Here is an 11,579-nt window from a genome sequence, read left to right as displayed (position 1 = left end):
TCCCCCATGCGCATGGGCAGTCCTGCGGTGGGCGGCAGCTCGCGCATCCTGAAGTGAGTTCTTTTTGACATGGCAGAGAGGCGTTGGGGAAGGGAGGGAAAACCTTTCTGAAGAAAGGCTTTTCCCTCCCTTCCCCAAAACCCCCATCCCTCCTTTTCCAAAGACGTTTGTGTTTATCGAATCCTTGTCCGCAGTGTTTCTGGATACGTTTCAAAGAGAACGCACTACTCTCCGGCCCGGACGGGGGCGGCTTCCGCTTCGCCCGCCTCGTCGTCCTTTTCGTCTTTCGCCAGACACAGGACGCCGAGCAGGATGAGCACGCCGCCGAGGATTTTATAGGCGTTCAGAGGCTCGTTGAACAGCCACACGGAAAACAGGGTCACGCTGATGAGTTCAAGGTGCGAAGCCGCGAACGACGGCCCCACCGGGGCATAGCGCAGGAGCGTCATCCACGTTACGAACGCGCCGAGGTAGCCCGCGATGGCCCCGTACAGCCACGGGTTCAGGAACAGGCGCATGAGCCAGTCAGGGCTCAACTCCAGCGGCAGGGCCTGCGTGGAAGCGTATTTGAAGCTGATCTGGCTCAACGTATCGAACGACATCAGGATGAGGAAGCCGATGATGTAAAAACGCTTCATCCGCCCACCCCCACAATGGCCACCCCGAGCGTAATCAGGGAAATGCCGGTCACGCGCCATCGGGTCAGCTTCTCCTTGAAGAACAGCCGCCCCGCAAGCATGATCACCACGATGTTGAACGAGCCGAGCATGACGCCCACGGAAAGCTCAACCTGCGAAAGGAACGCCATCCACACGAAAAACTCGAGCACGTAGCAGCAGATGCCGAACCACAGCCAAGGCCGGGAAGCCATGCGCTTCCAGTGCGCGAGGCCGCCCGCCCCGGCGGTATGCTCGCTGGCCGCCGCCTTGAAGAAAAGCTGCCCGCCCGTATCCACGAGCATGTTGGCGATCCACAGGAAGACGATCAGCGCGGTCATCGCCCCGCCCCTTCCGCCGCTTTTTCCATCCCTTCCGCAACCGAGGAAGCGGGAGATGGCGCGGCGGCGTCCGGCGTTTGCGCAGAGGTCTCCGGCGCGGCGGGGACAGGCTCGCGGGCCACGGCGGCGAGGCGTTCGCGCTCCGCGTCGGAAAGCAGATTCCAGGCGAAACGCGCCGTGGCGTCGCCCACCACGTTGCGCTCCTGATCGATGGTGACCATATGGTAGCTTCTGTCGAGCAGGAGCAGTTCCGTGGGCCCGCCGATGTGGTCGCGCACATACAGGGCGTTGCTGCGCGCGCTGGCGATGTCGTCGTTGCCGGCGTGCACGATGAGCGTGGGCGTCTTGATGCCCGGCAGATCGCGTTTCACCGCCGCCACCAGCCCCCAGAGCTGTTTCAGCGACGCGCCGGGCGTGGCCGTAAAGCCCGCCGCAGCCGCGTCCCCGCTCTGCATCTGCGCGAGGATGCGCCCGCGCAGCTTGTCGTCCATGATGCCGTAGGGGAAGGCTTCCTCAAAACGGTAGCGCTTGCCGAAATAGGGCGTCTTGAGGATGAGCGGCAGAAGGAAGCTCAGCTTGGGGATGGTCCAGCCGTCGTACCGCAGGGTCGTGGAATAGAGGGCCAGCCCCCGAGCCCGCCCCGGATAACGCTGGGCGTGGCGCAGCGAAAGCACGGCCCCGGCGGAAAGCCCGCCCACGAATACGGCGTCCATGTGCCGCGAGAGCGCGTCGAAGGCGTCCTCGACGCTCCGCGACCAGTCCAACCAGCAGGTGGTGACGAGCTCCTCTTCCGAGGCGCAATGCCCGGCAAGCTGCGGGCACAGGACGGTGAAGCCGTACCTGTTCAGGCGCTTGCCGAGGATCTTCATTTCGGCGGGCGTCCCGGCAAGGCCGTGCACCAGCAAAAAGCCGATGCGGCCCCCCGGGAAGAAGGGGCCGAGTCGTTCAAGGCTCTGCATAGAAGGGAAAATCCTTGTCGTCGGGCCGGGTTTTCCCCCGGCCCGGCAAAAGTCAGTTTTTCGTCACGCGGCGCAGGATTTCATCCAGCAGGCGCATGGCAAGATCAACCTCTTCGCGCGTGATGTGCAACGACGGCGCAAGGGTGATCACGTTCTTATAGTAGCCGCCCACGTCAAGGACAAGGCCGTACCGCTTGCCGTCGACCATGAGGTCGCCCTTGATGCCCTCGTCCACGATGCGGTCCATCATGGCCTTGTCGGGGGTGAAGCCGTCCGCCGCGCAGATTTCGGCGCGCAGGGCAAGGCCGAGGCCGTCCACGTCGCCGATGATAGCGTAGCGGGACTTCAGCTCGCGCAGGCCCTCAAGGAAGTAGGCGCCCATCTCGCGCACGCGGGTTTCGTAGTCCTCTTCCGCCAGCATACGCATGGTTTCGAGGGCCACCGCCGTGCCGAGGGGGTTGCTGGCAAAGGTCGAGTGCGTGGAGCCGCAGGGGAACACCTGCGGATTGATATACCGTTCCTTGGCCCAGATGCCCGCGAGGGGGTTCAGGCCGTTGGTCATGGCCTTGCCGAAGACCACCACGTCCGGGGTGATGCCGAAGTTCTGGAGGCCCCAGAGCTTGCCGGTGCGGTAGAAGCCCATCTGGATTTCGTCGTCCACGAGCATGATCTTGCGCTCGTCGAGGACCTTCTTGAGGCGCTGGTAATAGCCGTCCGGCGGGACCACATAGCCGCCCGTGCCCTGAATGCATTCCACATAGAACGCGGCGTATTCGGCTTCCCCGGCCTTGGGGTCCCACACGCCGTAATATTCGGTTTCGAACAGGCGCTCGAACTGGTCGGCGCAGAACATGCCGCAGTCGTCGCGGCGCTTGCCGTAGGGGCAGCGGAAGCAGTACGGGAAGGGCACGAACAGCGCGCGTTCCCCGAAGTGCCCGTAACGGCGGCGGTAGCGGTAGGAGGAGGTGATGGACGACGCGCCGAGCGTGCGCCCGTGGTAGCCGCCCTCGAAGGCGATCATGAGGCTCTTGCCGCCGCAGGCGTTGCGCACGAGCTTGAGGGAGTCCTCAATGGCCTGCGAGCCGCCCACGTTGAAGTGCACGCGGCCCTCTTCGCCCCACGCGTCCTTGATGGATTCGCAGAGCATGGCGGCGAGTTCGATCTTTTCCCTGTGCAGGTACTGGGAGGCGACCTGCGGCAGCGTGTCGATCTGGCGCTTCAGGGCATCGTTCAGGCGCGGGTTGGCATAGCCGAAGTTGACGGCGGAGTACCACATCTGAAGGTCGAGGTAGGGCTTGTCCTCGTAATCGTACAGGAACGAGCCGTTACAGCCCGCGAACAGCTTCGCCGGTTCCAGATAGTGCACGGTGTCGCCGTAGGAGCAATACCGGGATTCAGCTTCGAGAAGCGCCTTTTCGTCTGCTTTCGTGGTCTTCAAGACATTCTCCACAGGTTGGGGGTGAAATGTGGAAGGGGCTGGAGATCTTGGGGAAGGGAGGGAAAACTTTTCTGAAGAAAAGCTTTTCCCTCCCTTCCCCAAACCCCCATCCCTCCCTTTCCAAAGACTTTCGCGTTTATTGAATCCCTGTTCCCGGCTTTCCCGAAGATGGATTCCTTTGGAGGGATACAGGTTCAAACAATCCCCTTCGAAAGGGGATCTGTTCCAAATGCAAAGTTCTCCGCCCTAGGCAGCCGGAGCCGCGGCGGGCGCGGCAATGGGCTTCGGCAGGGGTGCGCCGAACGCCTCAAGGATGTCGAAGAAATCAAGATAGGTGAAATACGGATACCCTTCGGCGGCACAGCGGCGGTGCAGCGTCTTGCCCTGCCGGGCCAGCGTGAACGACGCCGAGCGCGCCAGACAGCAGTCGGAAAGCCCGTCTCCGATGAGCAGGGTTTTGCTGTCCGCCGAGACGGCCTCGGCAACGCCGCACTTGCACACCCCGGAAGGGCAGCCTTCGCGTCCGTAGGGGAATTCGAGGCGGTAGGCCCCTTCCCTGTAGACCATGCGGTTGGCGACCACGGGGACATGGCGCAGGCCGTGCCTGTTCAGAATGCGCTTGATGGGGTAGTCCATGCCGTCGCTCACGATGCCGAGGGGGATGCCTTTCGAGCGGCTGTACCGCACGAACTCCACGAACCCGCCGGTGACGGGGACCGTATCCAGAAAGGCGTCCAGCCGCTCCAGCGGAGCCTCGATGAGCGGGATCTGCCGCTCCATGCACTGGCGGGCCGAGATGGCCCCCCGCACCCATTCGTCCTCGATGGTTTTCCAGGCTGGGCGGGCGAACCGTTCGAGGATCGCGTCGGTCACGTCGAACGGCGTGACTGTGCCGTCGAAATCACAGATGACGGAATACGGCCCCGCCGCGAAATCAGGCAACTGGAACACGTCTTGCTTCTCCGTGAAGGGTTGATCAGTATGCATGTGGAAACTCCGGGCTGTTTCCCCCAAACAAGCAAACAGCGTGCCACGGTGCGGAAATCCGGGGAATGCCATTGCTCCCCTTATGATTGCAAAAAAAGGCGCGAGGCGGCGAAAACCGCGGGGATCGAGAGGGAGCAACATAAAATGAAGGAAACGGGCTACAAAAAATGGAGCTTACTACAGGAAATGGTGTTAGACCCCGCCCAGCGGCTGCGCTATGCTGGGGCACACAACATGCGGTAGGCTCCGTCCACCGGTTATCCTTAATAATATACACTGTTCATGGCTGGTTATGAAGTATTTTCGCGGATTGAAGATATCGCTCGTCGCCAAGCTGGTGCTGGCCTTCGTCCTGGTGGCGGTCATACCCATGCTGGTGGCGAGCAAGATCACCACGGCGCTCATCGCCGAGGTGGTGAACAGGAACATCGAGCGCTGGCTCGGGGAAGCCACGGCCTACATGCGCCACAGCGTCGAGGAAACCAACGAGAGCCTCAAGGCCGTGAGCCGCCTCCTCGATACCCGCTTCGACGGCAAGACGACCCTCAGCAAAAGGGAAGCAGCGGCCCTTTCCTTTATGGATATCGACGCGCTGTGGCTCCGGGACGCGGAGGGGGGGCTGCTCTACGCCACCCTGCCCGAAGGCCGGATCGCGGAGCCGCTGTATCCCGGCGCCCCGTTCAGCTGGGTCATTATGGCCGACGGGGCGCGGCGGGTAGCCGTCACGAGCGAACGGGCATTCACGGCGGACGACGGCAAGGTCCGTACCCTCCAGCTTGCCAGCTGGTTCAGCATCGACTACTCGGACAGCAGCGCCAGCGGCCCGGTGATCCTGCGTATCTTCCTGCCGGAGGGCGACACATTCCGGCAGGTCTATTCTTCGGCCTCGGACAAGCCTTTCCATATCCCGCGCAGCGCCTTGAAGGAGATCAGGAAAGGGGCCACAACCGTCTTCATCCCCGAACCCGACTGGACCGACGACACCCCCGGCGCGCATTCCCTGATCGCCGTGGCGCGCGGCGAAAACGGCGAGGTTCAGGCCCTGTTCGTCTCCTCCGCCCTCCTGCTCCCCTTCCGGGGCTGGCTGGCGAGCCCGGTGCTGTTCTGGGGCTTTTTCATCTTCGGGACCCTGCTCTCGGCGGGGATCGGGTACGTGCTGGCCCGCAGGCTGATCAAGCCCCTCCGCCAGCTCAACGAAGGCGCGCGCGACATCGCCGCCGGAAAGCTCGACTGCCAGCTTCCCGTCCGGGGGAACGACGAGATCGCCGAGCTGACCGCCGGTTTCAACGTCATGGCGCGGCAGCTGGAAATCATGCGGCACGAGAGCATCAAGTCCGCCCGGCAGGAGCGTTCGCGTATGCTCGGCGAAATAGCCCTCGGCTTCGCCCACGAGATCCGCAACCCCCTCGTGGTCATCAAGACCTCCGCCGAAGTGGTGCTCGCGTCCCTCGCCGTCAAGTCGCGGGAAGTCCGGCTGCTCGGCTTCGTGGTTGAAGAAGTGGCCCGCATCAACAACCTGATTTCCGAGTTTCTGGCCTTCGCCAAGCCCTCGCCGCTGAAACTCGAATATTTCCCGCTGTCCCCGCTGATACAGGAAATCGCGGAACTGAGCTCCGCCGAAATGGACAAGCGCGGCATCCGGTACAGCTTCTCCAACGAGGCGGAGGACGACCGGGTCCTCGGCGAGCGGAGCCAGATCCGGCAGGTCCTGCTCAACCTCGGGCTGAACGCGATGGACGCCATGCCGCAAGGCGGCACCCTCTCCGTGCGCCTGTACGCGGAAGGCGGGCAGATCCGCATCGAACTCAAGGACACGGGCTGCGGCATCCCCCCGAATCTGCTGTCCACAATCCATATGCCCTTCATCTCGACCAAAAAGAACGGGCTTGGCCTCGGCCTGTCAAAAGCCTATGCCATTATTGAAGAACACGGCGGCAGCATTTCCTGCTCAAGCACGGTCGGGGAAGGGACCGTATTTACCGTGTGCCTGAACAGGTAAGGCGGCTTCCTTTTGAAAGCCATACGGTTTCAGGGGAAGGGAGGGGTTCCGTTCCGGCGGGGTTGAGGAGGGAGGAGCTTTTCCGGGAAAGGCGCTTCCCCCCAACACCCCAATATCATTTCACAAGCAATGCTGTCCCAGCAAACGGCGGAATCATGTATACAATCCTCATCGTCGACGACGAAGCGAACCTTTTGGAAGTGCTGGCCGTAGCCCTCGAAAACATGGGCTACGGCACGGTCACGGCGGAAACGGCCGAGGAAGCGCTGGCCGTACTCGAAGAACGGGAAGTGCACCTCGTCCTGAGCGATCTCCGGCTTCCGGGGCTGAGCGGGCGCGAGCTGATGGAAAAGGTCAAGGCCGCCAACCCGGATCTGCCCGTGGTGATCATGACCGCCTACGCCTCGCTCAAGGAGGCTGTGGAGATCATCAAGGAAGGGGCGTTCGACTACACGGTGAAGCCGTTCGAGCTCGACGCCCTCGAAGCCACCATCGCCAGCGCGCTGCGGTATTACGCGCTCGGGCGGGACAACCGGGATTTGCGCGAACAGCTCCAGACCGCCTCGGCCGGGCAATTCGTCGGGCAAAGCCCGGCCTACCTCGCCCTGCTGCGCAACGTCAGGGAAGTCTCGGCGAGCAGCGCCAACGTGCTCATCACCGGCGAATCCGGCACCGGCAAGGAAGTCGTGGCCAAGGCCATCCACTACGGCGGCCCGAGGGCCAAAGCCCCCCTCGTGACCATCAACTGCGCCGCCATCCCCGAACAGCTCCTCGAAAGCGAGCTGTTCGGCCACGCCAGAGGCGCGTTCACGGGCGCCACCAGCAACCGCAAGGGGCGCTTCGCACAGGCCGACGGCGGCACGCTGTTCCTCGACGAAATCGGGGACATGCCGCTGGCGCTCCAGGCGAAGATCCTGCGCTGCATCCAGGAGAAGGCCATTGAGCCCGTCGGCTCCAACACCACGCAAAAGGTCGACGTGCGCATCATCGCCGCGACCAACCAAAACCTCGTCGAAGCCATTGAAAAAGGGAAGTTCCGCCGCGATCTGTATTACCGGCTCAACGTCTACCCGATCATCATGCCGTCGCTCAGGGAACGCAAGGAAGACATCCCCCTCCTCGCCGAGCACTTCGCCCTCCGCGCCGCCGGGGAGATGGGCAAAGTCCCGGTGACGTTCACGGAGGCGGCCCTTGAGATCCTCAAGAACCATACGTGGCCGGGCAACATCCGCGAACTGGAGAACTGCATCGAGCGGCTCACGATCATCGCCTCCGGCACCGCCATCACCCCGGAACGGCTGGCCTCCTGCGCCGTGCCCGGCGGCGGGGACGCAAGCCGCCCCTCCGCGCCCGGCTCCGCCTTCCCGCTCGATCTCGATCGGCAGCTCGCGGAAACGGAACGCGACCTCATCCTGCGGGCGCTCGAAGAAACCGGGGGCGTGCAAGTCAAGGCGGCGGAACTGCTTAACATTTCAGAGCGGAGCATGTGGCACCGCATCAAAAAGCTCGGCATCAACATCATCAATAAAAAGGAAATGATATGACGCCCTTTCCGAACGGAACCGGCCCCGCCAACGCGGACACGGGCCCACCCGCTCCCCATGCCGCCGCTGGTACCGGGGGCACCAGCGCCATCGGCGGCGCACACGGGCGGCCATGCCTTTCCGGGGCGGCCTTCCGCCGTTTCACCCTGCCCGCCCTGCTGGGCCTGCTCCTGCTCGCCGCGCCCCTCCACGCCGCGTACGGGACGGAATCCGGCACCCCACCCTCCGGAGACATGGAATGGAAAGGCGAAGCGTCCACCCCCTCCAGGCGCTGCCCAACCCTCCCCTTCGACGGGGAACTCACCCTCGGCGCGGGCGGCAGCGTGAGCAGCTCCCCCTACAAGGGCTACGGCCCGGACTGGCTGCCGTTCCCCATGATCACCTATGAGGGGGAGCGGTTCTTCATCCGGGGGTATACGGCGGGCGTCAAGATCATCAACCTGCCCTACTTGGAGCTTTCCGCCTTCGCCGGATACGACAGCACCTCTTTCGAGGCTTCCGAATCCTCCAACCGGCGGCTGCGCAGGCTTGAGGACCGTTCCCCGTCCGCCCAGGCCGGGATGGAACTGCGCCTGCTCTCGCCTTACGGCATGTTCCATGTCAGCGGGGCCGGGGACGTACTCAGCCACAGCAACGGCTTCAACGGCGACATCGGCTTCATCCAGTCCATAGAATTCGGGCCGCTGGAACTGCTCCCCGCCGTCGGCGCCTACTGGAGCGACGCCCGCTACAACAGCTATTACTACGGCGTGACCCGGAAGGAAGCCCGCAAGAGCGGCCTCGGCGCCTATGCGCCGGGCTCGGGCTTTGCCCCGTATGTAAGCTTCGCCATCGACTACAGCCTCACGGAGCAGTGGGAACTGTTCTGCCAGGGGGAGGTGACGTTCCTGAGCGGCGCGGTCAAAGACAGCCCCATGGTCGGGGAAACGCACACGCAAAGCCTCACCCTTGGCCTGACCTACACGTTCTGACCGGGCGCGGAGGCGGGGAACCATACGCGAGGGAAAAATGCTTCTCCTGTTCCTCACGTTCGGGCTGTTTTTCCGGGGGCTGGGCAAGCTTGTCCAGCCCGACGCGCTGCCGGGCCCCCGGATGCTTCTCTTTCTCGCCGTCTCCGCACCGTTTGCGGCGCTGCGGAATCCGCGAAAGGCTTTGACAACCATCCATAAAAGAACGATACTCTCCCATAAACGGAGTTTACCGCTCTATGTTGAATGATTATCTGAAAAGCCCGCGCGACGTACGGCTGGAACTTGCGGAGCGGGCCAAGGCCGAACGGCTGCGCCAGAACCTCACGCAGGAAGCCTTGGCCCATGCCGCCGGGATCAGCCTGTCCACGCTCCGGCGCTTTGAAAAGACCGGGGACATCGCGCTGGCCTCGTTCGTGGAAATCGCGTTCGCCCTGCGCCGCATGGACGGGTTCGACGCCCTGTTCCCCGAACCCCCGGTGCACAGCCTGTTTGAAGCCGCGCCCCGCGAACGCAAGCGCGCGAGGAGGCCCGATGCGTCTTGAAGTATATCTGAATGCCCGGGGCGAAAGGCGGTTCGTGGGCTTATTGGAGGAGCGCGGCGGGGACATCCTGTTCGAGTACGACAAGCGCTTCCTCGATTCGGGCATTGAACTCTCGCCTTTCCTGCTTCCCCTGCGGCCCGGGGTGGCGTCCGATCCGAAACGGACATTCGACGGGCTGTTCGGCGTCTTCAACGACAGCCTGCCCGACGGCTGGGGGCTGCTCCTGCTGGACCGCCTGCTGCGGCGCAGCGGCCTGCCGCTGGAACGGATCACGCCCCTGTCCCGGCTCTCGCTGGTGGGGAGCGGCGGCATGGGCGCGCTGGAATATGAGCCCGTGACCCCGGACCCCGACCCGCTGCCCGAACGCATCGATCTGGACGGCGTGGCCGAAGAGGCGTGGCGCACCCTCAATGAGGACCCGCTGCCCGTGGAGACGCTGCGCACGCTCATGGCCCTGAACGGCTCCTCCTGCGGGGCGCGGCCCAAGATCATGGTCCGGGTGTCCGGCGACAGGCGGCTCATCGTGCCCGACGCCGTCGCCGAGCCCGGCTGCGATCCGTGGCTGATCAAGTTCCCGGCGCGCCATGACGATCCCGCCATCGGCAGGATGGAATACGCCTGTTCCCTCGCCGCGAAGCGGGCGGGGATCGAGATGCCGGAGACAGCCCTCTTCCCCGGCAGGGACGGGGCCGCCTACTTCGGCGTCCGGCGCTTCGACCGCGAGGATGGCGGCAAGGTGCATGTGCATACCGCCTGCGGGCTGCTGCACGCCTCGCACCGGTACGCCTCCCTCGACTACGAAAACCTGTTCCGGCTGGGAAAATCCCTCACCCGCAATCCCGAGGACGTGGAAAAGCTGGTCCGGCTCATGGCGTTCAACGTCCGGCTCGGCAATCAGGACGACCATTCCAAGAACTTCTCCTTCCTCCTCGATGCGAAAGGCCGCTGGCGGCTGGCCCCGGCCTATGACCTCACCCCCTCGCGGGGCGTGGGGGGGGAACAGACCTGCATGGTCAACGGCAAGGGGCGGGACATCACGGACAAGGACATGATCGCCGCGGCCTCGGTCGTGGACGTGCCCGCCCGCACGGTAAAGGCCATCCTCGAGCAGGTCGGCGAGGCCGTAGCCGCGCTCCCGGCCATCCTCGCGGAGGTTTCCGGCTGACGGAACCTCGCCTTCCGCATTCCCGGACATCGGCCTCTCCGCCGATCCGATCAAGAGGCCCATGCCGCGCCCGCGGGCGGCTTCCCGGATACCGCCCCGCTTCCACGCGCCGGGAAACGCCCCATAATGCCCCATATTCCCTCGCGTTATGCTACCAGCCGCCTCAACACGCCGGGGCTCCCGTGGAAGAGGCCGCGAGCCCGGCGGCATTGGGCGGAGCGTACCCGGGGCACACGGGAAAAACGTTGGCACCGCCTCTATCGATAGAGGCGATCTCCAGCCCATGCGCGGCCCCGCCCCGGATGGCCCGGCGCAGGCCATCCCCGCCCGGAAGCGCGCGGCTTCCCGTCCGGATGCTTCCCCGCATCCCGCGGAAAAGCGGGAACGGCAGGCACGGCCCTCATCGTCCGGGGAACCGCCTTTTCCGCATCCGGAGAAGGTGTTGCGGGAACAGCTTCGGCTGGTTATGACTTCTCTGAGCACGGATTTTGCTTGAGCCTTTTGCATGAAGCGCCCGCACGGAAATCCCGGCAACGTCGTTGGCAGGCCCGTGCGGCATGTTCCGCCGTTTTGCGGCATGACAAGGAGTCGGACAATGGACGCTACCATACAGGGATTGCGGCTGCCGGAAGGGTTCGCGGGGATGCTTGAAGACAACGGCCTGCCGTTGCCTCCCCTGCCTCTGGAGGCCATCAACGAACTGGAACAGACCGACGAATGGTTTTTCGCCACGGACGGGCGCGAGCCGCTCTCCGGGCTTGCCGGGCTTTACCTTGAGGATCTGGACGCCGTCTTCGACAGCCCCGAAGCGCCGCAAGGCCTCAGGGAAGGCCCCCTCCGCTATCTTGGCTGCGGGCTCCTCGGCGGGGGGCTCCAGAGTTGGCAGTTCCGCTATCTGCTGGATGCGGGCCGCCTGCGCCTCGGGCTGTCGCTTCCGTGGGGGGGCGCATGGAACGATCCCGAAACGGAACGCCTGT

11 protein-coding genes are annotated in these 11,579 nt (G+C 64.2%); 6 read left to right on the top strand and 5 right to left on the bottom strand.

The features are described 5' to 3' along the window. Positions 1-224 precede the first annotated feature (224 nt). From HMPREF0178_RS17660 to HMPREF0178_RS17640, 5 genes are all read right to left on the bottom strand, one after another. Positions 225-638 carry a multidrug efflux SMR transporter gene (locus HMPREF0178_RS17660; RefSeq protein WP_009368954.1) on the bottom strand — a complete coding sequence of 138 codons (414 nt, stop codon included), beginning with the start codon at positions 636-638 and terminating at the stop codon, positions 225-227. Further along, positions 635-997: an EamA family transporter gene (locus tag HMPREF0178_RS17655; protein WP_005030086.1), complete on the bottom strand. Its 363-nt coding sequence runs from the start codon at positions 995-997 to the stop codon at positions 635-637. The genes HMPREF0178_RS17660 and HMPREF0178_RS17655 overlap by 4 nt, the downstream gene beginning before the upstream one ends. Next, positions 994-1,956 (bottom strand): carboxylesterase, encoded by a 963-nt coding sequence (locus tag HMPREF0178_RS17650; RefSeq protein ID WP_009368953.1) that lies wholly within the window; start codon positions 1,954-1,956, stop codon positions 994-996. Before HMPREF0178_RS17650 ends, HMPREF0178_RS17655 begins: the two co-directional genes overlap by 4 nt. Positions 1,957-2,008: 52 nt before the next feature. After that, positions 2,009-3,394, bottom strand: a complete 1,386-nt coding sequence (locus tag HMPREF0178_RS17645) for an aspartate aminotransferase family protein (protein ID WP_009368952.1) — start codon at positions 3,392-3,394, stop codon at positions 2,009-2,011. Positions 3,395-3,640: 246 nt separating this feature from the next. Beyond that, a complete protein-coding gene (locus HMPREF0178_RS17640) occupies positions 3,641-4,381 on the bottom strand; it encodes an HAD-IB family phosphatase (protein ID WP_009368951.1) in 741 nt (246 codons plus the stop codon). A gap of 292 nt (positions 4,382-4,673) precedes the next feature. Between HMPREF0178_RS17640 and HMPREF0178_RS17630 the strand changes: the two genes are divergently transcribed. From HMPREF0178_RS17630 to HMPREF0178_RS17595, 6 genes are all read left to right on the top strand, one after another. Continuing rightward, positions 4,674-6,380 (top strand): PAS domain-containing sensor histidine kinase, encoded by a 1,707-nt coding sequence (locus HMPREF0178_RS17630; protein WP_009368950.1) that lies wholly within the window; start codon positions 4,674-4,676, stop codon positions 6,378-6,380. 155 nt (positions 6,381-6,535) lie between these two features. After that, the gene (locus HMPREF0178_RS17625; RefSeq protein WP_005030077.1) at positions 6,536-7,924 is read left to right on the top strand and encodes a sigma-54 dependent transcriptional regulator; all 1,389 of its coding nucleotides are present in this window, start codon (positions 6,536-6,538) and stop codon (positions 7,922-7,924) included. Continuing rightward, entirely contained in the window at positions 7,921-8,895 is a 975-nt protein-coding gene (locus HMPREF0178_RS17620) for a MipA/OmpV family protein (protein WP_009368949.1), read from the top strand. Before HMPREF0178_RS17625 ends, HMPREF0178_RS17620 begins: the two co-directional genes overlap by 4 nt. 236 nt (positions 8,896-9,131) lie before the next feature. Beyond that, positions 9,132-9,437: a helix-turn-helix domain-containing protein gene (locus HMPREF0178_RS17610; protein WP_005030070.1), complete on the top strand. Its 306-nt coding sequence runs from the start codon at positions 9,132-9,134 to the stop codon at positions 9,435-9,437. Further along, the gene (locus tag HMPREF0178_RS17605; RefSeq protein ID WP_009368948.1) at positions 9,427-10,602 is read left to right on the top strand and encodes a type II toxin-antitoxin system HipA family toxin; all 1,176 of its coding nucleotides are present in this window, start codon (positions 9,427-9,429) and stop codon (positions 10,600-10,602) included. The genes HMPREF0178_RS17610 and HMPREF0178_RS17605 overlap by 11 nt, the downstream gene beginning before the upstream one ends. Before the next feature lie 595 nt (positions 10,603-11,197). After that, the coding region (locus tag HMPREF0178_RS17595; protein ID WP_009368947.1) for a hypothetical protein at positions 11,198-11,579 on the top strand (382 nt) is incomplete at its 3' end.

It is taken from the genome of Bilophila sp. 4_1_30, from assembly GCF_000224655.1.
GTDB lineage: Bacteria > Desulfobacterota > Desulfovibrionia > Desulfovibrionales > Desulfovibrionaceae > Bilophila > Bilophila wadsworthia.
This window is presented reverse-complemented; position numbering and strand designations above follow the sequence as displayed.

Bases quoted from the DNA above. Each gene is read 5' to 3' on its own strand.
- HMPREF0178_RS17620 (WP_009368949.1), top strand. From the start codon at position 7,921: ATGACGCCCTTTCCGAACGGAACCGGCCCCGCCAACGCGGACACGGGC.
- HMPREF0178_RS17605 (WP_009368948.1), top strand. From the start codon at position 9,427: ATGCGTCTTGAAGTATATCTGAATGCCCGGGGCGAAAGGCGGTTCGTG.
- HMPREF0178_RS17655 (WP_005030086.1), bottom strand. From the start codon at position 997: ATGACCGCGCTGATCGTCTTCCTGTGGATCGCCAACATGCTCGTGGAT.
- HMPREF0178_RS17630 (WP_009368950.1), top strand. From the start codon at position 4,674: ATGAAGTATTTTCGCGGATTGAAGATATCGCTCGTCGCCAAGCTGGTG.
- HMPREF0178_RS17640 (WP_009368951.1), bottom strand. From the start codon at position 4,381: ATGCATACTGATCAACCCTTCACGGAGAAGCAAGACGTGTTCCAGTTG.
- HMPREF0178_RS17660 (WP_009368954.1), bottom strand. From the start codon at position 638: ATGAAGCGTTTTTACATCATCGGCTTCCTCATCCTGATGTCGTTCGAT.
- HMPREF0178_RS17610 (WP_005030070.1), top strand. From the start codon at position 9,132: ATGTTGAATGATTATCTGAAAAGCCCGCGCGACGTACGGCTGGAACTT.
- HMPREF0178_RS17625 (WP_005030077.1), top strand. From the start codon at position 6,536: ATGTATACAATCCTCATCGTCGACGACGAAGCGAACCTTTTGGAAGTG.
- HMPREF0178_RS17650 (WP_009368953.1), bottom strand. From the start codon at position 1,956: ATGCAGAGCCTTGAACGACTCGGCCCCTTCTTCCCGGGGGGCCGCATC.